Origin of the sequence: Blautia faecis, assembly GCF_020554845.1 — a bacterium.
GTDB classification, from domain to species: Bacteria; Bacillota; Clostridia; order Lachnospirales; family Lachnospiraceae; genus Blautia_A; species Blautia_A faecis.
The window spans coordinates 1-24,179 of record NZ_JAJCIA010000052.1 but is presented as its reverse complement, the minus strand read 5'-3'; the positions used below and the strand labels follow the sequence as shown (position 1 = coordinate 24,179).

At 45.0% G+C, this 24,179-nt stretch carries 19 protein-coding genes, 2 tRNA genes, 1 rRNA gene and 2 pseudogenes; 19 read left to right on the top strand and 5 right to left on the bottom strand.

Annotated elements, in window-relative coordinates:
• The 4 genes and pseudogenes from LIZ66_RS17080 to LIZ66_RS17070 form a co-directional block, all read left to right on the top strand.
• A pseudogene (locus LIZ66_RS17080) lies at window positions 1-267 on the top strand (collagen-like protein); the annotation flags it as partial.
• A gap of 40 nt (window positions 268-307) precedes the next feature.
• A complete protein-coding gene (locus LIZ66_RS20265; RefSeq protein ID WP_308768451.1) occupies window positions 308-370 on the top strand; it encodes a hypothetical protein in 63 nt (20 codons plus the stop codon).
• 360 nt (window positions 371-730) lie between these two features.
• Window positions 731-1,501: a glycerophosphodiester phosphodiesterase family protein gene (locus tag LIZ66_RS17075; RefSeq protein WP_227201078.1), complete on the top strand. Its 771-nt coding sequence runs from the start codon at window positions 731-733 to the stop codon at window positions 1,499-1,501.
• 54 nt (window positions 1,502-1,555) lie between these two features.
• Window positions 1,556-3,139 carry a hypothetical protein gene (locus LIZ66_RS17070; protein ID WP_227201079.1) on the top strand — a complete coding sequence of 528 codons (1,584 nt, stop codon included), beginning with the start codon at window positions 1,556-1,558 and terminating at the stop codon, window positions 3,137-3,139.
• Between the two features lie 214 nt (window positions 3,140-3,353).
• Here the strand turns inward: LIZ66_RS17070 and LIZ66_RS17065 are convergent, their stop codons facing one another.
• Window positions 3,354-4,838, bottom strand: coding sequence for a DUF1846 domain-containing protein (locus tag LIZ66_RS17065; RefSeq protein ID WP_227201080.1), 1,485 nt, complete (start codon window positions 4,836-4,838; stop codon window positions 3,354-3,356).
• Window positions 4,839-5,032: 194 nt separating this feature from the next.
• Here LIZ66_RS17065 and ftsH point away from each other — a divergent pair, with 194 nt between their 5' ends.
• From ftsH to LIZ66_RS17045, 4 genes are all read left to right on the top strand, one after another.
• Window positions 5,033-7,075 (top strand): ATP-dependent zinc metalloprotease FtsH, encoded by a 2,043-nt coding sequence (gene ftsH, locus LIZ66_RS17060; protein WP_226854959.1) that lies wholly within the window; start codon window positions 5,033-5,035, stop codon window positions 7,073-7,075.
• A gap of 66 nt (window positions 7,076-7,141) precedes the next feature.
• A complete protein-coding gene (gene uvrC, locus LIZ66_RS17055) occupies window positions 7,142-9,007 on the top strand; it encodes an excinuclease ABC subunit UvrC (RefSeq protein ID WP_227201081.1) in 1,866 nt (621 codons plus the stop codon).
• Between the two features lie 259 nt (window positions 9,008-9,266).
• Window positions 9,267-10,199, top strand: a complete 933-nt coding sequence (hprK, locus tag LIZ66_RS17050; protein WP_118583906.1) for an HPr(Ser) kinase/phosphatase — start codon at window positions 9,267-9,269, stop codon at window positions 10,197-10,199.
• Window positions 10,200-10,331: 132 nt separating this feature from the next.
• Entirely contained in the window at window positions 10,332-11,273 is a 942-nt protein-coding gene (locus LIZ66_RS17045; protein WP_118583904.1) for an ROK family glucokinase, read from the top strand.
• Between the two features lie 313 nt (window positions 11,274-11,586).
• Here the strand turns inward: LIZ66_RS17045 and LIZ66_RS17040 are convergent, their stop codons facing one another.
• On the bottom strand, window positions 11,587-14,184 hold the full coding sequence (locus LIZ66_RS17040) for a transglycosylase domain-containing protein (RefSeq protein ID WP_227201082.1): 2,598 nt from the start codon (window positions 14,182-14,184) through the stop codon (window positions 11,587-11,589).
• 244 nt (window positions 14,185-14,428) lie between these two features.
• On the opposite strand from LIZ66_RS17040, the gene LIZ66_RS17035 reads away from it, so the two are divergent.
• Window positions 14,429-15,085, top strand: a complete 657-nt coding sequence (locus LIZ66_RS17035) for a YigZ family protein (protein ID WP_118583900.1) — start codon at window positions 14,429-14,431, stop codon at window positions 15,083-15,085.
• Between the two features lie 118 nt (window positions 15,086-15,203).
• Here LIZ66_RS17035 and LIZ66_RS17030 read toward each other — a convergent pair whose 3' ends face one another.
• Window positions 15,204-15,722: a peptidylprolyl isomerase gene (locus LIZ66_RS17030; protein WP_118583898.1), complete on the bottom strand. Its 519-nt coding sequence runs from the start codon at window positions 15,720-15,722 to the stop codon at window positions 15,204-15,206.
• Window positions 15,723-15,819: 97 nt separating this feature from the next.
• Between LIZ66_RS17030 and tsaE the strand changes: the two genes are divergently transcribed.
• Genes tsaE through rimI form a run of 3 tightly spaced genes read left to right on the top strand, consistent with a single transcriptional unit; the run spans window position 15,820 to window position 17,499 of the window.
• The gene (gene tsaE / locus LIZ66_RS17025; protein ID WP_118583896.1) at window positions 15,820-16,251 is read left to right on the top strand and encodes a tRNA (adenosine(37)-N6)-threonylcarbamoyltransferase complex ATPase subunit type 1 TsaE; all 432 of its coding nucleotides are present in this window, start codon (window positions 15,820-15,822) and stop codon (window positions 16,249-16,251) included.
• A 56-nt stretch (window positions 16,252-16,307) separates the two neighbouring features.
• Complete coding sequence (tsaB, locus tag LIZ66_RS17020; RefSeq protein WP_227201083.1) at window positions 16,308-17,036, top strand: tRNA (adenosine(37)-N6)-threonylcarbamoyltransferase complex dimerization subunit type 1 TsaB; 729 nt, start codon at window positions 16,308-16,310, stop codon at window positions 17,034-17,036.
• A gap of 22 nt (window positions 17,037-17,058) precedes the next feature.
• A complete protein-coding gene (gene rimI, locus LIZ66_RS17015; RefSeq protein WP_118583894.1) occupies window positions 17,059-17,499 on the top strand; it encodes a ribosomal protein S18-alanine N-acetyltransferase in 441 nt (146 codons plus the stop codon).
• A 76-nt stretch (window positions 17,500-17,575) separates the two neighbouring features.
• Here rimI and LIZ66_RS17010 read toward each other — a convergent pair whose 3' ends face one another.
• Both LIZ66_RS17010 and LIZ66_RS19630 read right to left on the bottom strand, forming a co-directional pair.
• On the bottom strand, window positions 17,576-20,164 hold the full coding sequence (locus tag LIZ66_RS17010; RefSeq protein WP_118583892.1) for a YfhO family protein: 2,589 nt from the start codon (window positions 20,162-20,164) through the stop codon (window positions 17,576-17,578).
• 161 nt (window positions 20,165-20,325) lie between these two features.
• Complete coding sequence (locus LIZ66_RS19630) at window positions 20,326-20,469, bottom strand: DUF6783 domain-containing protein (RefSeq protein WP_306797114.1); 144 nt, start codon at window positions 20,467-20,469, stop codon at window positions 20,326-20,328.
• Between LIZ66_RS19630 and LIZ66_RS19625 the strand changes: the two are divergent.
• The 7 genes and pseudogenes from LIZ66_RS19625 to LIZ66_RS16980 form a co-directional block, all read left to right on the top strand.
• Window positions 20,407-20,571, top strand: a pseudogene (locus tag LIZ66_RS19625) (DUF6783 domain-containing protein); the annotation flags it as partial. The gene LIZ66_RS19630 and the pseudogene LIZ66_RS19625 sit on opposite strands and share 63 nt — an antisense overlap.
• A 22-nt stretch (window positions 20,572-20,593) precedes the next feature.
• Window positions 20,594-21,505 carry a ribonuclease Z gene (locus LIZ66_RS17005; RefSeq protein WP_118583890.1) on the top strand — a complete coding sequence of 304 codons (912 nt, stop codon included), beginning with the start codon at window positions 20,594-20,596 and terminating at the stop codon, window positions 21,503-21,505.
• A gap of 3 nt (window positions 21,506-21,508) precedes the next feature.
• The gene (gene tsaD / locus LIZ66_RS17000) at window positions 21,509-22,528 is read left to right on the top strand and encodes a tRNA (adenosine(37)-N6)-threonylcarbamoyltransferase complex transferase subunit TsaD (RefSeq protein ID WP_148463466.1); all 1,020 of its coding nucleotides are present in this window, start codon (window positions 21,509-21,511) and stop codon (window positions 22,526-22,528) included.
• Complete coding sequence (gene ispD, locus LIZ66_RS16995; RefSeq protein WP_118583886.1) at window positions 22,528-23,223, top strand: 2-C-methyl-D-erythritol 4-phosphate cytidylyltransferase; 696 nt, start codon at window positions 22,528-22,530, stop codon at window positions 23,221-23,223. The genes tsaD and ispD overlap by 1 nt, the downstream gene beginning before the upstream one ends.
• Window positions 23,224-23,365: 142 nt before the next feature.
• A tRNA-Ser gene (locus tag LIZ66_RS16990) sits at window positions 23,366-23,451 on the top strand.
• A gap of 130 nt (window positions 23,452-23,581) precedes the next feature.
• Window positions 23,582-23,671: transfer RNA gene (locus LIZ66_RS16985), tRNA-Ser, on the top strand.
• Between the two features lie 238 nt (window positions 23,672-23,909).
• Window positions 23,910-24,179 (top strand): 16S ribosomal RNA (locus LIZ66_RS16980); the annotation flags it as partial.

Sequence of the window (24,179 nt, the reverse complement as noted above, 5' to 3'; positions counted from 1 at the left end):
GTAACCGGTGCTACCGGAGCAACAGGTCCAACCGGCCCTGCCGGGGCGACAGGTGCAACAGGTCCTGCCGGGGCGACAGGTCCAACCGGTCCTGCCGGGGCAACAGGTGCAACCGGTCCTGTCGGAGCAGACGGCCCGATTGGTCCAACCGGCCCAGCGCCAACTCCGGCAGCGGCAGTGGCAGATGCTACCGGTACAGAGGATGCTGTGACACAGTTAAATACACTTCTGGCAAATCTTCGCGCTGCCGGAATTCTGCAATCCTAGCGCATGTTTGAAAAAAGCTTTCTGCAAGATGTGCGTTACAATTTGTGGGAGATTTCGCCCAGATGAGGGCGCCGTAGCGGCTACGGCAACCGAATTCGGGTGAAATATACCGCAATGAGGGAAAGGGCTGGAAATGGAGCAATCCATTTCCGGTCCTTTCTCTATGCACCCTGCAGCACATATTCCTTACGGAAAAATAAGAATATGACTTTGAAGATTATCGCCGAAACCATTCGCGGCAGAAGAGGAACAGAAAATCATAATCAGCTTGACAAAAGATTAAAAGTATTGTTGCCCACAAAATTATTGAGACTCTAAAGCTTTCATGGTATCATTGTAAAAACAGGAAATAGTGATACTGTGAAATCTATTTTTATATAGGAGCATGTGCGAAGGGGGAAAAGTTATGAATCTGGTTAATCGTGCTTTTCAGTTACAATGTGTTTTTAGGAAAAATAAATACATGAAAAAACTTTTATATACAATTGTTTTATTAATAGCCGTTCTCATAATTCCCGCCCAGCCGGCACACGCCCAGAGCCATTGGTATACCAAGGATCCCATTATCCGGCACGGTGGAGGCAGAATTGGAAACAAAAATGCAAAAAATACAGTCAGTGCTTTTAAAAATTCGGTGAAAAAAGGATACACTGTTATTGAAATGGATTTCGGCTATACATCAGATGGTGTGCTTGTCTGTAACCATGATTGGAAAACTGGTATTCAAACTTATAAGCAATTCAGAAAAATAAGGGTGAGCAATAAGTATCGTCCTGCATCCGCCAGGGAAGTGATCCGTTTAATGGCTGCCTATCCGAAGGTATATCTTGTTGTAGACGCAAAGGAATCTGACAATATTGTAAAAGTATATCAGGAGCTAAAAAACATATGTTATACCTTAAACGTGCCGAAAGTTATGGATCGCATTATTCCCCAGTTCTATCAGCAAAGTGAACTTTCCCAGTTGAAAAAAATTTACAAGTACAAAGACTATATTTTTACACTATACCGTCTGAACGTGAAAACTCCATCTCAGTATGCGAAAATCGCGAAATTTTGCAAGAAAAATCGCATAAACGTAGTAACAATTCCAAAAGGACGGGTAACTTCCAAGGTAGTGAAATATTTTAAGAAATACAAGATCAAAGTATATACTCATACTGTGAATTACCGAGGACAGTGGGAGAAATACAGGGCTATGGGAGTGAGTGGTATTTATTCGGATGCATTGTGAAAGTGAGTTTGGATTCGATTTTAAGGATGATTTTGAAAAAAGGATGTGAGATCTTTGAAAATAGAAATAAATTACGAAAATGTCCACTTCAATTATGCAGACAGAATCTCCAATCTGACCGCGGAAGCAGTCGGCGTAGTAAAGGGAGAGAAACATTTTCCGGTTTACAGTGGAAATCGGATTTTTAAGCCGTTGAGTAAATCCAAGCCATTTTCTACGCCTCTGTTTGCTTATGCGGAAGTGTTCTGGTCGAATGTGATAAATGAATATTTTGTATCGGCGCCTTTATATCAGCTGGCTTTTTGCCATGGTTATGAAGAAGAGACACAGAAATACTATGATTATGGGACTGTGGTTCCAAGGATTTATAATGAAGATGAGCAGCTTTTGAATCTTCTGGAATTCTTTCGAAAGTATCCGGATAAAAAGGTAGATATAGATCAGTATGAGAATTATTGTATGATGTTTTATGATTATACGGATATTCTAGAGGCTTCCTATTTCCAGAATCACGAAGACATGGCAGAGCAGCTTGCCATGCAGATCCTGGTTTCTGTGCTGAAAGGCGATCAGAATTATCACTATGAGAATATTGCATTCGTTTGTAATAAAAAAGGAGAAATTCTGAGGCTGGCGCCGATGATTGACCATGAATTCTCCACTTACTTTATGTTTCCGGACAATTCTGCGCAGCATATGTACTGGTACAGTGAGTTGATCCGTTCCATGGAGGGACATGAAGTTCAGGATTATGAATATGACTGTCTGAAGAACCCAAAAGAACGGCAGATGATGGAAAAAAGTGCCGTTTGTCTGCATAAGAATCTTGTGTATATAAAAGAGCATTACCCGGAAGTTACCGCGAAGTTTATAGAGAAACTGAATTGCCTGGAGCATGATCTGGAAGAGAATCCATCTCCCTTCTATCTGCAGGAAAATATTGAATATCCGGGAACTGCCAACTCTTATGCTTATATGTCCGGGAAAGCCAGATACAAGGATCATGATGAGGAAAAGGCAAAGCTTCTGGAAGAGAAATACAGTTCCAGGGAAAAGAAAATAGATTTTCATGTATTGAGTGTTCAGATTGTGCAGGAAATCAAAGGAATTATAAGGTTGTTGAAAGTAATGCTGGAGAAAGAAAACGGCAATTGTGATAAAGTAAAGGAACAAAATGATGAGGACAAAGCCGGAGCCGGATTTACAGGTAGAAAAATAAAGGCATATGACAAGCTGGAATTGACACATGAGCAGCAGAAAGTTCTTGATGCTCTTAGACAGAACTGTGTGGAAGAGACTCTTTGGTCAGCAATTGCAGCCTTCCAAAACTACCCATTTCGCACAGCCTCTGGTCTCCCATATCAGTACAAGCTGAAAATCGGCAAAGACGGAACCTACAACAAAGAGCTTCTCATCGACCGCCGGGAAAACAGCAAAACCTTGTCCTGGAGCAGCATAAAAATGGCATTCCAAAATTGCCGGCAGATATCCGGCATTGTGAAACGCCCCAAGGCATTAGGGGATATTAGAGGGATTTCTTATATTTACCCATTGTTCTGGAAATTTGGACTGATCAAAGTTTCTGAAGAGACTGCGAAGAAGATGGGTGGGGAATGTGACACCGAAGCGGAGCTATAAATGCATGAATGAAAGAATGCTGTTTTTCAAGGTAGCGACGGTGTGAAATTTTTTCCGTAAATTCAAAACCTCATGCGGCTTAATGGCAGATTTTGCGGTTAAGCCGTTATCTGGGCACATATACAAAAGAAAAAGCTCTGACAAATGATAATTATCTAACAATCATTTGCCAGAGTTTTTAATTACGTAGCAACAAAACAAAATCTATGCCTGCTTATCCCTGCAGTTTCTTACCCTGCTCAAATTTCGGTTCACAGGTCAGCTCCACGCCCAGTTTACGGAAGGAGAGGACATCCACAGAAGAAAGCATAACAGAAGTATGCGCCTGGCAGCCTTTCAGCTTCGGAAACTGCTCCAGGGCAAGACGTGCTTCCGGATTCGTAGCAGCACTGATGGAAAGGGCGATCATGGTCTCGTCCATATGAAGACGAGGATTCTTACTTCCAAGATAATCTGTCTTCAGCTCCTGAATAGGGTGAATAGCATCCGGGGAGATCACATGCTTCTGGTGATCGATTCCGGCAAGCTCCTTCAACACATTCAGAAGAAGGGCAGAGGAAGCACCAAGCAGATCAGAGGTCTTACCTGTGATGATCCTTCCGTCTTCCAGCTCCATGGCAGCAGCCGGAGCACCAGTTTCTTTCTCTTTTTCAAGGGCAGCAGGGACAACCTTGCGGTCCTCCAGTGTGGCATGTGCCTGTTTCAGAAGAAGCTCGATCTTGTAAACCTCCTCCTCTGTGCCGGTACCGGACATAAGCGCATCCATACTTTTATAATATCTGCGGATGATCTCCTGACGGGAAGCCTCCTGGCAAACCTCATCATCCACAATACAGTTTCCTGCCATATTAACGCCCATATCTGTAGGAGATTTGTATGGGCACTCGCCCATGATTTTCTCAAACATAGCCTGTACAACAGGGAAAATCTCTACGTCACGGTTATAGTTGACAGTAGTCTGGCCATAAGCTTCCAGATGGAATGGGTCGATCATGTTGACATCATTCAGATCGGCGGTAGCAGCCTCATAAGCCAGGTTTACCGGGTGCTTCAGCGGGATATTCCAGATTGGGAAAGTCTCGAACTTGGCATAGCCTGCGCTGATTCCTCTCTTGTATTCATGATAAAGCTGGGAAAGACAGGTAGCCATTTTTCCGCTTCCAGGTCCAGGCGCTGTGATAACAACCAGCGGGCGGGTGGTTTCGATATAGTCATTCTTGCCGTATCCCTCGTCACTTACGATCAGGGAAGTATTGCTTGGATAACCTGGGATATTATAAAGGACATAAACCTTGATTCCAAGCTTCTCCAGACGCTTCTTGAACGCATCAGCACTGTTCTGTCCGGAGTAACGTGTGATGCAGACGCTTCCTACATAAAGTCCTCTGCTTGTAAATTCGTTCATCAGACGGAGCACGTCCTCATCATATGTGATGCCAAGGTCACCGCGGACCTTATTCTTTTCAATATCAGGTGCACCGATTACGATTACGATCTCTGCCTGGTCGGAAAGCTGCATCAGCATGCGCAGCTTGCTGTCTGGCTCAAATCCTGGAAGAACACGGGAAGCGTGGTAGTCATCAAATAACTTGCCTCCAAATTCCAGATAAAGTTTGTTGTCAAATTTGCTGATTCTCTCACGAATGTGCTCGGACTGCATTTTCAGATATTTGTCATTATCGAACCCAATTTTTTTCATTCTGTCTTTCCTCCATCTTTCTCAATCACGCTCTAGTATACTACAGTTCGCGCCGTAAAAAAAGTATCTATTTATTTTTCTGATGTGAATTTTTTTGACTTTTTTTCAAAAAAATTCAGAGGGTTTTCACAATATCCAGGTTGATTTATCTGCGTTTTATCTTTATAATAGAAAAGATAGTAAGGAGGAAAGAAATGGATAATAATCTGGATAACAATCAAGGCGGACGACGTCCTGATAAAGGGGATCCAAGAAGAGATCAGGATCCCAACCGCAATAAGAAAAATCATCAGTCCATTCTGGCTTTTCTGATATGTCTTTTGGTTACTCTGGTGTGTTTCAGCCTGTTTACCAATATGCTGCAGGATAATTCCAGTGAGATTACGTATGATAAGTTTATTGATATGGTGAATAATGATGAAGTGAAATCCGTTACACTTCAGTCTGATAATCTGACCATCGTGCCGAAGAAGCAGGTGAATCCTTATCAGGAGATCAGTTATTACACCAATCTGACAGAAGATGAGACTGCCCTTACCAAACGTCTGGAAGGAACCGGTATTATTTTTAAATCTGAGCCGCCGGATGCTTTCGGAGAATTTATGGCAATGATGCTTAGCGTACTTTTACCGTCTGTGCTTCTGTTTGTGCTTCTTATGTTTTTCATGCGCCGCATGAACAAAGGCGGCGGTGGTATGATGGGCGTTGGGAAAAGCCGCGCCAAGGCGTATGTACAGAAAGAGACCGGAATCACATTTAAGGATGTTGCCGGACAGGATGAGGCCAAGGAATCCTTGCAGGAGGTTGTGGAATTTCTTCACAATCCAGGCAAATACGTGGAAATTGGTGCTAAACTGCCGAAGGGCGCCTTGCTTGTAGGACCTCCGGGTACAGGTAAAACCCTTCTTGCCAAGGCAGTTGCAGGGGAGGCACATGTACCGTTCTTTTCCCTTTCCGGATCAGAATTTGTGGAGATGTTCGTTGGCGTAGGTGCTTCCCGTGTCCGTGATCTTTTTGAGGAAGCCAAGAAGAATGCACCGTGTATCGTATTTATTGATGAGATTGATGCCATTGGAAAGAGCCGTGATTCCCATTACGGCGGAGGTAATGACGAGCGTGAGCAGACTTTGAATCAGCTGCTTGCTGAGATGGATGGTTTTGATACTTCAAAGGGACTTCTGATCCTGGCAGCTACCAACCGTCCGGAGGTACTGGATCCGGCACTTCTTCGTCCGGGACGTTTTGACCGCCGTGTTATCGTTGACCGTCCGGATCTGAAAGGACGTATTGATATCCTGAAGGTTCATGCGAAGAATGTAAGGCTTGACGATACCGTTGATTTCGAGGCAATTGCCCTTGCCACATCCGGTGCCGTTGGTTCTGATCTTGCCAATATGGTTAATGAGGCCGCTATCCTGGCTGTTAAGAATGGCCGTCACGCAGTTTCCCAGAAGGATCTTCTGGAGTCTGTTGAGGTGGTTCTTGTTGGAAAAGAGAAGAAAGACCGTATTTTAAGTGCCCAGGAGCGCCGTATCGTATCCTATCATGAGGTAGGACATGCACTGGTAAGTGCCCTTCAGAAGGATTCCGAGCCGGTACAGAAGATCACCATTGTACCTCGTACTATGGGCGCACTTGGTTACGTTATGCAGGTTCCGGAAGAAGAGAAATATCTGAATACCCAGAAAGAACTGGAAGCTATGCTGGTCGGATATCTTGGCGGACGTGCTGCTGAGGAGATCGTTTTTGACAGCGTGACAACTGGTGCTTCCAATGATATTGAGCAGGCCACCAAGGTTGCCCGTGCTATGATCACCCAGTATGGTATGTCCAAGAAGTTTGGTCTGATGGGTCTTGCCACTCAGGAGAATCAGTATCTGAATGGTCGTGCAGTGCTTAATTGCGGTGACAATACAGCTACCGAAGTTGACCATGAGGTTATGGAGCTGCTTCGTGTTTCTTATGAGGAGGCGAAGCGCCTGATCAGCAGCCACAGAAAGGCTTTGGACAAGATCGCTGCTTATCTGATCCGCAAGGAGACCATTACCGGTAAGGAATTTATGATCATTTTCCGCGCAGTGGAGAAGGGAATGGAAGTTTCAGATGTGTTGGATGCAGAAGGGCTGAAGGCGCTGGATGAGGCTGTGAAAGCAGAGGATAAGACGGATGAGGCAAATGCGGACACAGAGACAGCGGAATCTGCTATTGCCGTTCCTGCAATTGAACAATACAGATAATATAGGATAAAACATCAGAACCGGGAGACATGTTTTCCCGGTTCTTTTCAACAAAGGAGAGTTTTTATGTTCCTGATTGAAGAAGAATTAAAAAAGCTGCCTGGTAAGCCTGGTGTCTACATTATGCATGGGGAAAAAGATGAGATCATTTATGTGGGAAAGGCAGTCAGTCTGAAGAACCGTGTCCGCCAGTATTTTCAGAGCAGCCGCAATAAAGGCGCAAAGATTGAGCAGATGGTCACTCACATTACCAGATTTGAATATATTGTCACCGATTCTGAATTGGAGGCGCTGGTACTGGAGTGCAACTTGATCAAGGAGCACCGTCCGAAATACAACACCATGTTGAAGGATGATAAGACATATCCATTCATTAAAGTGACGGTAAACGAGCCCTATCCCAGAGTCCTTTTTTCCCGCACCATGAAAAAGGACAAGGCGAAATATTTCGGACCCTATACCAGCTCCACAGCTGTGAAAGACGTGATCGAGCTGGTCCGCAAGATTTATATGGTGCGCTCCTGCAACCGTAATCTGCCCCGTGACTGCGGCAAAGACCGTCCATGTCTGTATTATCATATGAAGCAGTGTACGGCCCCCTGCCAGGGAAATGTAAGTGAGGAAGTGTATAAGCAGAACATTGGACAGGTACTTCATTTTCTCAATGGAAATTTCCAGGAGACCATTGATCAGCTGACTGAAAAAATGATGGCTGCTTCAGAGGATATGCGTTTTGAGGATGCTGCAGGATATCGTGATTTAATCAATAGTATCCGGCGGATCGGAGAACGACAGAAGATTACTACCTATGGGGAAGAGGATAGGGATATTATTGCAGTTGCCATGGATGAAAGTGAAGATCTCCGGGAGCAGGATGCAGTTGTGCAGGTGTTTTTTATGCGTGGCGGCAGGCTGATCGGCAGAGATCACTTTTTTCTCCGTGTGGCAAGAGGCGATACCAAAGCACAGGTTTTGTCAAGCTTTCTGAAGCAGTTTTATGCAGGAACTCCTTTTATTCCGGCGGAAATCATGATGCAGACAGAGATAGAAGATGGGGAAATTATTGAAGACTGGCTGACTGCAATGCGTAAACAGCGCGTTCACATTCGTGTACCGAAAAAGGGAACAAAGGAGAAGCTGGTGGAGCTTGCCAAGGAAAACGCCTGGATGGTCCTTTCCAAAGACAGAGAACGGATCAAGCGTGAAGAAGGACGTACGATCGGCGCGGTGAAGGAGATTGAGGACTGGCTGGGGCTTAAGGATATTGTGCGTATGGAGGCCTACGATATATCCAATATCAGTGGGTTTGAGTCCGTTGGTTCCATGGTGGTTTACGAAAAGGGCAAGCCGAAGCGCAGCGATTACCGAAAATTCAAGATCAAATGGGTGCAGGGACCTAACGATTACGCCAGCATGGAAGAGGTGCTTACAAGGCGTTTTACCCATGAATCCAAGGGCGAATACGACAGCTTTTCCATTCTTCCGGATCTGATCCTTATGGATGGCGGACGTGGCCAGGTAAACATTGCACGGAAGGTTCTTGGAGAGCTTGGAATTGATATTCCGGTATGTGGTATGGTAAAGGATGACAACCACCGAACCAGAGGGGTGTATTTCAATAATGTTGAAATTCCCATTGATACTTCTGGTGAGGGTTTCCATCTGGTAACCAGGATCCAGGATGAGGCTCACCGTTTTGCCATTGAGTATCACCGCTCCCTTAGAAGCAAAGAACAGGTACATTCCGTTCTGGATGATATTCCGGGAATTGGCGAGACCAGGCGAAAGGCTCTTATGAGAAGATTCCGGTCTGTTGAGAATATCAGGGATGCTTCTGTGGAAGAATTAAGTCAGACAGAGTCTATGAATGTACAGAGCGCGGAGGCTGTCTATCAGTTTTTTCATAGAGCGCCAAATCATACGAATGCATGATTTCTGTGCATCGCGAAGCGTGTTACTGTGAATAGAGCGAACAGTAACAGTTTTAACAAGATTCGACATTGAAGTTACAGAAAAAATTGTGTATAATACAGATAAGTGTGGATTTTTGGCAATGTATATAATTTCTATGTGCAGTGCAAAGAAACCTGCACAGACTGCATAACAGTTTTCACCTATTATGAGGAATCTTGTAACTGCAGGGAACTGCTTATGCGGGAAGGACTTCATTAGAGAAAAAGGAGATAAAAGCATGAAGGGTGTACAGCTTACCAAGCTGGCGCAGGAACTGAATCTGACCAACCTGACGCCTGATATTGACCTTACAGAGATTTATGTGAAGACAGCAGAAATAAATCGTCCGGCTTTGCAGCTTACAGGATATCTGGAGCATTTTGCAAACGAGCGTGTTCAGATCATCGGATATGTAGAGTATACTTATCTGATGCAGTTAAGCGATGAGGAGCGCACATTCAAGTACGAGCGTTTTATCTCCAGCAAGATCCCATGTGTCATCTTCAGCACTATGACAAGACCGTCACAGGATATGATCGATCTTGCATACAAATATAATGTACCTACATTTGTGACAGAGAGAACTACGTCCAGTCTGATGGCAGAGATCATCCGTTGGCTTGGCGTCCAGCTGGCTCCCTGTATTTCCATTCACGGTGTGCTTGTGGATGTTTATGGCGAGGGTGTCCTGATCACAGGCGAGAGCGGTATTGGTAAGAGCGAGGCAGCCCTTGAGCTGATCAAGCGTGGTCACCGTCTTGTCAGTGATGACGTTGTTGAGCTTCGCAAGGTGAGTGATGTCACTTTAGTTGGTTCCGCACCGGATATCACACGTCACTTTATTGAGCTTCGTGGTATTGGTATTATTGATGTGAAGACCCTGTTTGGTGTTGAGAGTGTTAAGGATACCCAGTCTGTCGATCTTGTTATCAAGCTGGAAGAGTGGGACCGTGACAAGGAGTACGACCGTCTGGGACTTCATGAGGAGTATACGGAGTATCTTGGAAACAAGATCGTATGCCATTCCCTTCCGATTCGTCCAGGACGTAATCTGGCTGTTATTGTTGAGTCTGCAGCCGTTAACCACAGACAGAAGAAGATGGGCTACAATGCAGCTGAGGAGCTGTACAAGCGTGTTCAGGCGAATATTGCCAAAAAAAGAGAAGAATAAAAATCAGAGTGTGCAGATTGCGGGAATACTTTTTTAATAGGCTTTAAGGCACAGTAATGCATAGAACGGTAATGCATAGAACAGTAATGCATAGAATAGTAATTCATAGATCAGAAAGGATGGAAATTTACAATGGGTATGTATTGTTTTGGTATTGACGTAGGAGGAACTTCTGTAAAATGCGGTCTGTTTCTTACGAATGGAACTTTGGTTGAGCAGTGGGAGATTCCAACAAGACTGGAGAATAACGGTTCTTCAATCCTGCCGGATGTTGCAGATGCAATCAAGACGAAGCTGGATGAGAGAGGAATCACAAAGGATAATGTAGACGGTGTTGGAATCGGCATTCCAGGACCTGTTAATGAGAATGGTGAAGTTCCTATGGCAGTTAACCTGCACTGGGGCTTTAAGGCCGTAGCAAGCGAATTAAGCGCACTTACAGGTCTTCCGGCAAAGGCAGCCAATGATGCCAATATCGCAGCTCTCGGTGAGGCATGGAAGGGTGCTGCAGAGGGGGCCAAGAACGTAATCCTGGTAACACTTGGAACCGGTGTTGGCGGCGGCATCATCATCGACAGCAAGATCATCGCAGGTTATCACGGTGCCGGTGGAGAGATTGGACATGCATGTGTCAATCACAATGAAGTTCGCCCCTGTAACTGCGGTAATCACGGATGTCTGGAGCAGTATGCATCTGCAACCGGAATTGTACGTGTGGCAAATGACATTCTGGAGGAGAGCCAGGAGGACAGCAAGATGCGTCATGTAGAGAAGCTTTCTGCTAAGAATGTTCTTGACTTCTACAAGGAGGGCGATGCTCTGGCTGTTAAGACTATGGAGAAGGTTGGCGACATTCTTGGAAGCACACTTGCCGTGTTTGCATGTGTAACAGACCCGGAAGCAATTGTAATTGGCGGCGGTGTATCCAAAGCAGGTAAACCTCTTACAGACTGTATCCAGAAGTACTATCAGAAATATGCATTTCCATCCTGCAAGAGTACTCCGATCATTCTTGCAAGCCTTGGAAATGATGCCGGTATCTATGGTGCAGCCCGTATGGTGATCAAAGACTGATTTCCGATCATCCAGAGAATTTCATAATACATAAAATCAGGAAACGCCTTGTGCAGAGGATTGCTGAATCCAGCAGACTCTGTGCAAGGCGTTTCTTTGTATAGTTCACCGCTCCCGAAATCTGGGTGCGAAACCATGCAAAGCATGATTTTTCCTGGATTGCGAAGGGTGTAGCTGTGAGGGCGCGAAACAGCTACACTCTTCGCGATTCAGGCATTGAACAGCTATTATTTTGGCAGAAAAAAACTGCAGCTTTCTGGAAACGAAAACTGCAGTTTTAATTGTTTATAACTGACTGTCAGCTGAAAGCTTTTTAGTAATAATAAATATCATCATTACCAGAATCTCCGCCGCTTTCATCTGGATATTGGATATCACCGCCACCGGTACCGTCGCCATCGGTACCGTCACCGCCAGTACCATCGCCGCCAGTGCCGTCACCGCCGCTGCCATCTGTATTGTCTGTGCCGTCCGGATTTTCCGGATCTGGAGTCGGAGTGGCATTTACATCGTAGATTTCCATATCTTCATCCTGACTCTCGTCATATTCGTAGAAATGCTGGTCACAGTACTCTGTAGGCATGGTTCCTACATCAAAGTACTCCTCTGTAACCGGGCAGCCAACTCTTGGAAGAAGTCCTGTATCAGCACAGATACTGATTTGCTCAATACCATCTGGAACTTCGAAGTCTTTGTATTCCATTCCCTGATGGATTCGGTTCATGACCTTACGCCATAACGTTTTGTGGAAATTACGTGCATCACCTTCCGGTATCTTCTGGTTGCCGTCGTAACCGGACCATACTGCACATGTGTAATATGGTGTATATCCTACGAACCAGAGGTCATTGTACGCATCTGTAGTACCTGTCTTACCTGCAACTGCCATATTATCAAGCTGGCAGGCTGTACCGGTACCATTCTGAACTACATCCTCAAGGGCGCTTGTAAGAAGATAAGCAGTCGTTTCCTTAATGACGGAGCGTCCTACAGAGTTGTTCTCAATCAGTACGTTTCCGTTGTGATCAAGAATCTTGGTGTAGTAAACCGGTTTGATATAATTACCGCCGTTCGCAATGGCTGCGTATGCGGCACAAAGCTCTACGTTCTTAACACCGTAGGTCAGACCGCCAAGTGCTGTAGGCAGGTTGGCATCTGTATAAACATTGCCATTGGCATCGGTATCCGCTTCTGTACCATGTGCCAGTGTGGTAAATCCAAAGTTGTCCAGGTATTTCAGGCCAAGCTCAGGGGTTACATCCTCAAAACACTGAACGGCAACGGTATTGACAGAATTACGGATCGCTGTACGGATCGTAGTGGTACCATTAAAGCTGCCGCTTGCATTATTGACTGGTGCACCGTTGTCGTAGGTGATTGGCTGGTCTTCGTAAGTGGTAGCCAGTGTCATGCCTTTCTCATTAAGGGCCGCAGCATAGGTGGATACGATCTTAAATGTAGAACCTGGCTGACGGGTACTGTCTGTAGCACGGTTCAGGGTAAGGCTGGCAGTTTTGGTTCCACGTCCGCCAATGATTGCCTTCACATATCCGGTATGCTGGTCAATGATCGTCATTGCTGACTGAGGCTGGGGGGCAAAGCTTACACGCTCTGCAACAACGGTGCTTCCGTCTGCAAGAATATTCGCTTTATAACGGTCTACATAAGTCTGTCCCTCGTCCTGGGAATCAAACAAAAGATCAAAAGACGGATCCTCATTCTGGAAGTAAAGCTTCATCATTTCCTTGCTGTAGTTTACTTCCTGTCCATCCGGCTGTTTCACGGTAAGGGCATAATCAAGTGCGTACTGTACGTAATCCGGATAGTTGGATGGATCGGAATATTCCTCATCCACAATGTTCTGAATGTCCGGATCCTGGGTAGTCATGATCTTCAGACCACCGCTATACAGAAGGTTCTGTGCCTGTGTCTTGGTGTATCCCTTGATATTCATCAGATCATTGATAACCTGCTTAGTAAGCTCGTCCTCAAAGTAGGAGTATGTCTTGCTGGAAGACTGTGTATTAGAAGCCTGTGCCTCCTGAATGCGAGTGTAAACGTCATCATTAATAGCATCGTCATACTGCTCCTGAGTGATGTAACCCTGATCCAGCATATGGTCAAGAACTTCTTTACGTCTCTTTGCATTTTCCTTGGGATTCTCGATTGGGTTGTATTTGGTAGGAGCCTGGGTGATACCTGCCAGAGTTACGCACTCGGAAAGATTCAGATCCCACACATCTTTATTAAAGTACTGACGGGCAGCAGCCTGTACACCGTATGCACCTGCACCAAGGTTGATGGTATTCAGGTAATTCTCAAGGATCACGTTCTTGTCGCCGATCTTTTTCTCAATCTCAACGGCAAGGAACTGCTCCTGAAGCTTACGTGTAAATCGCTCTACCTGTGTAGACTCGTTGGTCCAGTTGGTGAAAACGTTGTTCTTCAGAAGCTGCTGGGTAATGGTACTTGCACCCTCGGAAAAGCTTCCGGTAGTAAGTGCTTTCACACCAGCACGAAGAATACCTCTTACATCAATTCCATTATGCTCATAAAAACGCTCATCCTCGATAGCCACTACTGCATGCTGCAGATCCTCCGGAATCTGGTCAATGGAAACCGGAAGTCGGTTGGCATTAGGTGCTGCCAGCTTACGAATCTGATTACCATTGCAGTCATAGAGGAAAGTGGCATAACCAAGAGGCATGATATCCACTTCATTTACGTCCGGCGTATTTGCAAGTATTCCACGAATGGAACCAATTCCAAGACTGGATACTGCAACGCACAGGGCGATCAGGCCGATGAAAAGGACTCTGATAAACGAAACATGTGCCCTTTTTCCCATCATGGACGAGCGGGAAATAAGAGAATTCCGTTTCTTAGAGGCCGATTTTTTTCCGTAGTTCATGATAAACCTCCTTTATAATCCGTTCTATTATATCAAATCCAGGTTCGTAAATAAACCCTAAAATCGAATATTTCTGTGAACTTTGTTCACAAAAAACACCTCGCGGAACGGTATCAGTGAATAGTAAGGTGAACAGCATCCTTTTACAAGACTGGAAAGAAAAGCCAATTCATGTTACACTATAGCAAATGAGGAAGAACAAGCTGTTATCTTTATTTTATTATGAGTTTTTGGAGGTTTCCGTATGCTGGAAAATTATAAGACCATCTATGCAGGAGGCGAGGGGGAGATTACGGAGAAGAAATCCCGGTTTATTGCGACGGTGCGCCTGGTGGAAAAAGAGGAGGACGCTCTTGCTTTCATAGAGGAAATGAAGAAGAAATACTGGGATGCCAGACATAATTGCTATGCTTATTCTATTGGAGAACATCGGGAGTTTACAAGGTGCAGCGATGACGGGGAGCCGTCAGGAACTGCAGGACGGCCTATGCTGGATGTGATACTGGGGGAAGATATTTATAATGTGGCGGTAGTTGTGACCAGATATTTTGGCGGCGTGCTCCTTGGTACCGGCGGACTTGTGCGTGCCTATTCCGGAGCAGTGCAGGCTGGTCTGGGGGAGAGTACGGTGATAGAGAAGCACCATGGGATTTCACTGGCATTGACTGCAGATTACACAGCTATCGGCAAGCTGCAGTATATTGCAGCAGAGAATCAGCTTCCGGTTCTTGACACGGAGTACACAGACAAGGTGATCATGCATCTTCTTGTTCCAAATGACCAGGTTGGAAGAATCCAGAAGGTGATCACAGAAGCCACCAGCGGACGTATAAAGATGGAGAAAGAGAAGGAGCTTTATTTCGCAGATGTGGAAGGCGAAATAAAGGTGTTTGACCATTAAAAGGGAACAGTAACCCCTGCATCTGTGAAAATAAATATTCCACAGATGCAAGGGATAAAGTTCTTTTGAAAGCCTTTTAAACATGCTCTGGAACAGTCTGCCTGCAGAGCATGAATGATCAGCACTTCTCTGGCTCTGGATAATCTACGCCGAAGGTGTCAACTGTCATGGATTTGATCTTCTGCTCATCAAGTGGTCTGTCGCTGTAGTCAGTGTCAGTCTCAGCAATCTGGTTTACCACATCCATGCCCTCGGTCACTTTACCAAAAGCAGCGTAAGCACCATCAAGGTGTGGAGCATTTTTGTGCATGATGAAGAACTGGCTTCCTGCTGAATCCGGATGCATGGCTCTTGCCATGGAAAGAACGCCCTCGGTATGTCTTAACTCGTTCTTCACACCGTTCTGAGCAAATTCACCCTTGATGCTGTATCCAGGACCGCCCATTCCGGTTCCGTCCGGGCAGCCGCCCTGGATCATGAAGCCGTTGATAACACGGTGGAAAATAAGTCCGTCATAAAATCCCTTTTTAACAAGGCTGATAAAGTTATTTACAGTATTTGGTGCAATCTCCGGATATAACTCTGCTTTGATCACATCTCCGTTATCCATAGTAATGGTAACAACTGGATTTGCCATAGTTTGATCTCCTTTTTCAAAAAGTATTGTATTTCGTTATTCGTTCTATTATAATATGCAAAGAGCAATTCTGCAAGTAAAAAGGAGTTGTAAAGTTATGATAAAAGAAACATTCAGCCCCGAAGAGACCTTCGCTTTCGGCAAATGGATCGGGGAAAAGGCTCTTCCCGGGCAGGTATACACACTGGTAGGAGATCTTGGGGTAGGTAAGACCGTTTTTACCCAGGGAGTGGCAGAGGGACTGGGGATCACAGAGCCTGTAAACAGTCCGACTTTTACCATTATTCAGGAATATGAAAGCGGCCGCATTCCATTTTACCACTTTGATGTGTACCGGATCGGGGACATTGAGGAGATGGAAGAGATCGGCTATGATGACTATTTCTACGGAAATGGAATCTGCCTCATTGAGTGGGCTAATCTGATCGAAGAAATCCTGCCAGAGCAGATCATTGAGATTACCATTGAGAAAAATCTGGAAAAAGGGTTCGATTATCGTAAGATCACAGTAACCGGATTACCAGAATAGATTAAGTGGCAGAAAAATTAGAAAATCTCCAAAAGTGGGGAGAGTAAGGAGTAAAAATGAAGATTTTAGGTCTTGACAGCTCAGGAATCGTCGCTTCTGTTGCAATAGTGGAGGACGAGAACCTGATTGCGGAATATACAGTTAATTATAAAAAGACACATTCCCAGACACTTCTTCCTATGCTGGACGAGCTGGTGAAGATGACAGAGCTGGATCTGGATACCATTGATGCCATTGCAGTGGCAGCCGGACCAGGCTCTTTTACAGGACTTCGTATCGGTTCTGCTACAGCCAAGGGACTTGGTCTTGCGTTGAAAAAGCCTCTGGTGGAAATTCCTACTGTGGATGCACTGGCATATAATTTGTATGACTCCAGAGCATTGATCTGTCCGATTATGGATGCAAGAAGAAGTCAGGTTTATACAGGAATCTACCGCTTTCAGGAGCATAAGCTGGTAACGGTAGAAGCTCAGATGGCAGTTCCAATGGCTGAGATGATTGAGAAATTGAATGCGAGAGGGGAAGAGGTAGTATTCCTTGGTGATGGCGTGCCTGTTTTTGGAAAAATGATCCAGGAGAACCTGAAGGTTCCATATTCTTTTGCACCTGCCCATGTGAATAAGCAAAGAGCAGCTGCAGTGGCAGCCCTTGGCGGGATTTATGTGAAAGAGGGTAAAGTAGTGACTGCTATGGAGCATGTTCCAGAATACCTGAGAGTTTCCCAGGCAGAGCGTGGGCGCGCCCAGAAGCTGCAGGAAGAGAAAGCTTCTGAAAAAAACAGCTGAGAAGAAAAGGAGAAGTCAGAGTATGGTTCTTCGTGAAATGCTGGTAGATGATCTGGATCAGGTCATGAAGATTGAAAACGAATTATTTTCCCCGCCATGGACGAAAGAGGGATTTTTTACTTATCTGACCCGCAAGGATGCCATGTTCCTTGTAGTGGAAGAGAAAGGAGAAATCCTGGCTTACTGTGGCCTGATCATGGTTTTGGATGAAGGCGACATTACCAATGTTGCAGTGCGCCCGGACAGGCAGAAAGAGGGGATTGGGCATTTCCTTATGGACAGTCTGATCCGGCTTGCCGAACAGCAGGGAGTTACCACGATCCATCTTGAGGTTCGTACAGGCAACGGGACTGCCATCCGTCTTTATGAAAGAATGGGATTTACAAAAGACGGGATCCGCAAGAAATATTATACGGATCCCGTGGAAGATGCTCTGCTTATGACTAGGCATCCGCGTGGATAAGTGAGAACCTCTCATTCTCGCAAAATGTGACGCACATTTTGCAGAAAGCCTTTTTCAAACATGCTTCAGTCATGGTCTATCGCATGATTTTATGCCTGAGCCCATACGCTACATTGTAGAAAATCAAAAGCGCAAATGCCACAAAGCTGAGTGCAGCCCCAAGTGACTTACCGGGCGCATGGAATTCAATCTGGATTTCATGCGCCCCTTTTTGTAACGGAAAACCAAGAAACGCCTTGTTAACTTGTACCGGTGCAGCTTCTTTCCCATCCACACAAACAATGTATCCTTTGGAGAACGTATAGGAGGTTACGAAATATCCATCTTTCGGCATATCAATACTACCGTTTAGAATCTCTTTCCCGGAAATTCCTTTTTCCTGAAAAGTTACCAGCCCCGGATGGGAAAGCAGGCTTAATGGAAGGGTGTAGGCTTTTATATTTGTGAGCTTATATTCTCCTCTGGAAAACATAATGTCCAGAGCATCCATATCCTCATTAGAAGAAATCATATAATAAAAGGTATCATTATTGTTGGGATAAGGAGCCTCAGAGCCGGAAAGCCGGTTTCGGATGCCATTTATGGTAATGGACATATCCTTTTCCCCATTGTATTTTACGTCAAAAGAGAGCAGCAGAATAGTGGATGCCGGCAGTGTTTCCGGCAGTTCCCGGCGGACGGTTTCATCTTTTTTTGAAGTCTTGTGATTAAGAAAATCGGCAGGCAGGGAATATTCCTTCATTTGAGAAGCGTATGGCAAAAAAGCGGCAGAAAGATCACTGGCATTCTCTGAATTGTCAGGAGAATCCGGCACAATTGTGCGGTTGGTAATGGTATCCAGTGTCTGTGGAGAAGAAAGCTTATCATATTCACTTTCTGTCATCAGAGCCGTACTTCCATAAGCAATAGGCAGCACATTGCTGTTTTCTGCCAGTATATGCCCGTCTTTTTCCAGAAGGGTCTTATAGCCCGCAGGAACTTTATCTGCTTTTGTCTGAATATACCGGACGCCCATCAGATATTCCTGAAAAGGATTTACATCAGCTGTCATGGCAACACGGTTGCGGATGCTGATGGGCATTTGCAGGATATCGTACACCAATGTATTGTAAGTGCTGTTGGAAATAGAAGAATACAAGGTGCTTTTATTTTGCTCCCCGGTGATCACGTAGTTTGAATTGTTGGATGGGTGCTCGATCACATCGAACCGTGCCTGAGGATTTTCACAGCACGCCTCCAGATCCTCCCTGGAAAAATAGTCTCTGGACTCGTCTGCAATTGTGGCGTAATGCTCTTCCTGTCCTTTTGTCAGATAAAGCATAGAAGGAATCGCAAGCAAAAGCACAAGTCCTCCAAGATTTATCCACCAGCAGCTGACTGGTATCGTGATTTCTTTTTCCTCCAGAAAAACGCCAAGGGAAGCACAGACAAGAAGCAGCACAAGATCAGCTGTGACCAGGTGCCGGATCTGCTGATTATGTAAAAGGAAAATAAGCTGTACGATAACCGGAATTGCACAAAGCAAAGCCAGTGGCAGACTGTGGCGTATTTTTTTCTGCCGGAGGCCTTCAAGAGCCTGTGCAGCCAGGTAAAGAATCAAAGGCAGAAATGGGATCAGGCATTTGGGCCTTACATATAAAGTGGCGTTTAAAATCCAGTAAAAAATGTCAAAAAACAGCAGTACAAAAACAGCAATTGCCAGCTTTCGGGTTTTCTTTTCCCGTATGCACAGAAACAGTGCATACAGACAAAAAAGAGTGAGTCCGCAGCCGTAAGGACTGTATAGGATGCTGTCCAGTGTGGGGTTCACTCCCAGGATTTTTAACAGGGAAGTGGAATCACCGGTATCCTTTTTATTTCCAAGGATGGAAAGACCGGTGGGAAGCAGGAGAAAGAGATTCATGGATACGGCAAAAGACACGTCCACAATATAGTTCCACCATATTTTGCATTTTTGTTTTTTCTGCATTCTGGCGGGTACATTTTTCAGATGCTCCGGCAGCAGATGGCTGATATAAAGGATGCATGCCAGAAAGCAGGATGGGAAAAAGTAAAAGCTATGCAAAATGCAGAAAAACAGGGAAAGGATCAGTCCGATATGGGGACGGATGTGGTACACGTCCTGTTCCTGGTGCTCAAAAATCCGGTCCAGGCAGAGGAAAGCCAGTAAAAGAAATGGCAGATAATTCACAAACATGATCTGTCTGTGCGCCTGGAAAAAGCAGTTTGCGCTAAGATAAAAAAAGCCGCATGCAAAGCTGGTAAAATCCGAAAAACCCTTCCTGTGCAGCCAGTAATAAAGAAGTCCGCCTCCAAGCAGGATTTCAAATATTGCATATCCCTGAATAAACCATTCCATTTCCACATGGGGAAAAAGATAGGAAATCAGTACATCCGGGCGCATAAATCCGTAGTAGGAGAGGGAAAAGAAATTGGTTCCGCCTCCAAGTCCGGTGAAGTCCGGAAACAGGCTTCCTGTTGCATAAAAATTTTTTCTCATATAATCAGCAATGGTTACATGCTGGGAATACCAGTCTGTCTCGGAGCCAAACCAGGAACCGGAAGGTATCAGAAGTAAGATGAGAATGCTGCCAGCTGTCAGAAGAAGCAGCAGAGTAATGGCGTTTCGCCAGGTGAATTTTTGAGGCTTGCTGCAGAAAATCATAATAATTCCTTTCTGTTGCTGAGCTTAAAACAGCAACAAATGTTAAGTTCAAATTATGAAAGCACATTGTAAGCGGTTTGTCAAGCGGCTTCATCTTAATAATTTCTGAATGATTTTCCATATTGGGAAGACCTGACTCTTGTTTTAGGAAACTGCTTGTGTTAAACTTTCCTAGAGCATGTTTGAAAAATCATTTCCGCAATCTGCACGCCCCACTTTGCAGTAGATTTCACCCGAATTCGGTTGCCGTAGCCCACTACGGCGCCCTCATCCGGGCAAAATCTTCCACAAATTGTGACGCACATCTTGCAGAAAGCATTTTTCAAGCCTGCTCTGGAGCATGTTTGAAAAATGTTGTTATAAGATTGCTTCGGAAGGCATTTGGAAAACACGTTTTGGGAGAATAAAGAAAAGAGGATATTTTAATATATGTTAGATGTTTGTCTGCTGGGAACCGGAGGTATGATGCCACTTCCAAGAAGATGGCTCACTGCTCTGATGACCCGGTATAACGGCCACAGTCTTCTTATTGACTGCGGCGAAGGAACTCAGGTGGCAATTAAGGAAAAAGGATGGAGCTTTAAGCCTGTTGACGTGATCTGTTTTACCCATTATCACGGAGATCACATCAGCGGACTTCCTGGACTTCTTCTTACAATGGGAAATGCAGAGCGCACCGAACCGCTTACCTTGATCGGTCCGAAAGGTCTTGAGAGAGTAGTGAACGCACTTCGCGTGATCGCACCGGAGCTTCCTTTTGAACTGAAATTTATCGAGATTAACGGACCTGAACAGGTATTTGAGATTAATGGTTACAGGATCACGGCTTTTAAGGTAAACCACAATGTACTTTGTTATGGATATTCACTGGAGATACTCCGTCAGGGGAAATTTTCCCCGGAGCGTGCCCGTGAGCAGGGAATCCCATTGAAATACTGGAATCCTCTGCAGAAAGGCCAGACTATTGAAGCCGATGATGTGACATATACTCCGGATATGGTTCTGGGACCTGCGAGAAAGGGACTGAAGGTTACTTACACTACAGATACCAGACCCACCGAGTCAATTTTGAAAAATGCGTCTGGCTCAGACCTTTTTATCTGCGAAGGGATGTACGGCGAGGATGACAAGCTGGAGAAGGCAAAAGGCTATAAGCACATGACATTCCGTGAAGCTGCTACTCTGGCGAAGCAGGCTGATGTAGGGGAAATGTGGCTAACTCATTACAGTCCGTCTCTGATCCGTCCAGATGAATATATGGACATGGTGCGGGATATTTTCCCAAAAGCTTATCCAGGCAAAGACGGAAAAACAATGGAAATGAATTTCGAAGAGGATTAAAAAATGAAAGATACATTCATTCTTGCAATAGAAAGTTCCTGTGATGAAACTGCGGCTTCTGTAGTAAAAAACGGCAGGACTATATTATCAAATGTGATTTCTTCCCAGATCGCGCTTCACACTCTGTATGGAGGTGTTGTGCCGGAAATCGCTTCACGTAAACATATTGAGAAAATCAATCAGGTGATCGAAGAGGCACTTTCCGAGGCAAATGTGACCCTGGATGATCTGGATGCAATTGGCGTTACTTACGGTCCTGGACTGGTAGGTGCTCTTCTTGTGGGCGTAGCTGAGGCGAAGGCCATTGCATATGCGAAAAAGCTTCCTCTTGTTGGAGTGCATCATATAGAAGGACATGTTTCTGCCAACTATATTGAACATCCGGATCTGGAACCGCCGTTCCTTTGTCTGATCGTGTCCGGCGGACACACACATCTTGTAATCGTAAAAGACTATGGAGAATTTGAAATCCTGGGACGCACCAGAGATGATGCTGCGGGAGAAGCTTTTGATAAAGTTGCCCGTGCAATCGGATTGGGTTATCCAGGTGGACCAAAGGTAGATAAATTGGCAAGAGAGGGAAATCCGGACGCCATTGTTTTCCCGAAAGGAAAATTAGGAGACTGTCCTTATGATTTTAGCTTCAGTGGCGTGAAATCTGCTGTATTGAACTATATTAACAATGCCCAGATGAAGGGCGAAGAGATCAATCGTGCCGACCTTGCGGCTTCTTTCCAGAAGTCTGTGGTAGACGTACTTGTGGAGCACACAATGCTTGCTGCCAAAGATTATCACATGGATAAGATTGCTATTGCAGGCGGAGTTGCGTCCAACGGAGCTTTGAGAGAAGCTATGACTAAGGCTTGTGAAAAGAGGGGCTATAAGTTCTATCGTCCGTCACCTATTTTTTGTACAGACAATGCGGCGATGATCGGCGTGGCAGCTTATTACGAATATATCAAAGGAACACGCCATGGATGGGACTTAAATGCAGTTCCTAACCTGAAACTGGGAGAGAGATAATGGAGCAGGGCAGATGTACGGCAATCGTTCTGGCGGCAGGCCAGGGCAAAAGAATGCATAGCAAAATACAGAAGCAGTTTCTGGAAATAGGAGGGAAGCCGGTTCTGTATTATTCCCTGCATTGTTTTCAGGAGAGTCCGCTGATCCAGGATATTATTCTGGTGACGGGGGAAGAGATGATTTCTTACTGTGAGCAGGAAATTGTAAAAAAATATGGCTTTTCCAAGGTGCGCAAGGTGACAGCAGGAGGAAAAGAGCGTTATGATTCTGTGTATGCAGGACTATTATGCTGTCAGGATACAGATTACGTGTACATTCATGACGGTGCAAGACCATTTATCACAGAAGAGATGGTTCAAAGAGGATATGAGGCCGTGAAGCGAACCAATGCGTGTGTAATGGGCATGCCCTCCAAGGACACTGTGAAACTGGCAGACTCGTCAGGCTATATTAAAGAGACTCCAGATCGTAAAATTGTATGGAATATTCAGACTCCTCAGATATTTTCATATGATCTGATTCGCGGAGCTTATGAAAGCATACGCAAAAAGGACATGACAGGGGTAACAGATGATGCAATGGTAGTGGAGCAGGAGACTGGAACCAAGATCCTTCTTGTGGAGGGATCCTACCAGAATATCAAGATCACTACACCAGAAGATCTGGCGATTGCAGAGGCTTTTTTGAGATATTGAATGAATTTTTGAAAAAAATAAAAAATCTTGTTGACACAAAAAGGTTTTAATGATAGAATACGTTTTGCACTGACAGAGACAACCTCTTGAGTGAAGGACAACTCCTGATGTGCAAAGCGTTTTGGGTTTGATTATTATATATGGAGAGATATCGAAGTGGTCATAACGAGGCGGTCTTGAAAACCGTTTGTCCGCAAGGGCGCGTGGGTTCGAATCCCACTCTCTCCGCTTGTTAAACACTTAAAAAAATAAATTTAAAAAGTGCTTGACAAATAAAGAAACATCAGTTATACTAAGCAAGCTGTCACAAGAGAGCAAACGATTTAATGAAGAACTTACTTAGTAAGTAGGGCAATTTGGAGAAGTACCCAAGCTGGCCGAAGGGGCTCCCCTGGAAAGGGAGTAGGTCGTTAATAGCGGCGCGAGGGTTCAAATCCCTCCTTCTCCGTTTTTGAATTTCTCAATCAAAAGAAGTTCAAAAAAGTTGTTGACAAACACTTGAACATGTGATAATATGAACAAGCTGTTTTGAAAACAACAGCGAAACAACCTTGATAACTAAACAGTGAAACACATACGATTCTCGAAAATTCTTAACGAATCATCATTCAAAAGAATGAACTTTTTATAACAGTAATGACGAGAGATAACTAAGCTAGTTGGTTGTCTTGAGTGCATCAAACACTTTATCAGAGAGTTTGATCCTGGCTCAGGATGAACGCTGGCGGCGTGCTTAACACATGCAAGTCGAACGGGAAATACTTTATTGAAACTTCGGTGGATTTAATTTATTTCTAGTGGCGGACGGGTGAGTAACGCGTGGGTAACCTGCCTTATACTGGGGGATAACAGCCAGAAATGGCTGCTAATACCGCATAAGCGCACAGAACCGCATGGTTCGGTGTGAAAAACTCCGGTGGTATAAGATGGACCCGCGTTGGATTAGCTAGTTGGCA

Bases quoted from the DNA above. Each gene is read 5' to 3' on its own strand.
- LIZ66_RS19630 (WP_306797114.1), bottom strand. From the start codon at position 20,469: ATGTGCGTCACAATTTGTGGAAGATTTTGCCCGGATGAGGGCGCCGTA.
- LIZ66_RS17030 (WP_118583898.1), bottom strand. From the start codon at position 15,722: ATGGCAAATCCAGTTGTTACCATTACTATGGATAACGGAGATGTGATC.
- LIZ66_RS17075 (WP_227201078.1), top strand. From the start codon at position 731: ATGAAAAAACTTTTATATACAATTGTTTTATTAATAGCCGTTCTCATA.
- rimI (WP_118583894.1), top strand. From the start codon at position 17,059: ATGGTTCTTCGTGAAATGCTGGTAGATGATCTGGATCAGGTCATGAAG.
- uvrC (WP_227201081.1), top strand. From the start codon at position 7,142: ATGTTCCTGATTGAAGAAGAATTAAAAAAGCTGCCTGGTAAGCCTGGT.
- tsaD (WP_148463466.1), top strand. From the start codon at position 21,509: ATGAAAGATACATTCATTCTTGCAATAGAAAGTTCCTGTGATGAAACT.
- LIZ66_RS17010 (WP_118583892.1), bottom strand. From the start codon at position 20,164: ATGATTTTCTGCAGCAAGCCTCAAAAATTCACCTGGCGAAACGCCATT.
- LIZ66_RS17045 (WP_118583904.1), top strand. From the start codon at position 10,332: ATGGGTATGTATTGTTTTGGTATTGACGTAGGAGGAACTTCTGTAAAA.
- tsaB (WP_227201083.1), top strand. From the start codon at position 16,308: ATGAAGATTTTAGGTCTTGACAGCTCAGGAATCGTCGCTTCTGTTGCA.
- LIZ66_RS17005 (WP_118583890.1), top strand. From the start codon at position 20,594: ATGTTAGATGTTTGTCTGCTGGGAACCGGAGGTATGATGCCACTTCCA.
- tsaE (WP_118583896.1), top strand. From the start codon at position 15,820: ATGATAAAAGAAACATTCAGCCCCGAAGAGACCTTCGCTTTCGGCAAA.
- hprK (WP_118583906.1), top strand. From the start codon at position 9,267: ATGAAGGGTGTACAGCTTACCAAGCTGGCGCAGGAACTGAATCTGACC.
- LIZ66_RS17035 (WP_118583900.1), top strand. From the start codon at position 14,429: ATGCTGGAAAATTATAAGACCATCTATGCAGGAGGCGAGGGGGAGATT.
- ispD (WP_118583886.1), top strand. From the start codon at position 22,528: ATGGAGCAGGGCAGATGTACGGCAATCGTTCTGGCGGCAGGCCAGGGC.
- LIZ66_RS17040 (WP_227201082.1), bottom strand. From the start codon at position 14,184: ATGAACTACGGAAAAAAATCGGCCTCTAAGAAACGGAATTCTCTTATT.
- ftsH (WP_226854959.1), top strand. From the start codon at position 5,033: ATGGATAATAATCTGGATAACAATCAAGGCGGACGACGTCCTGATAAA.
- LIZ66_RS17065 (WP_227201080.1), bottom strand. From the start codon at position 4,838: ATGAAAAAAATTGGGTTCGATAATGACAAATATCTGAAAATGCAGTCC.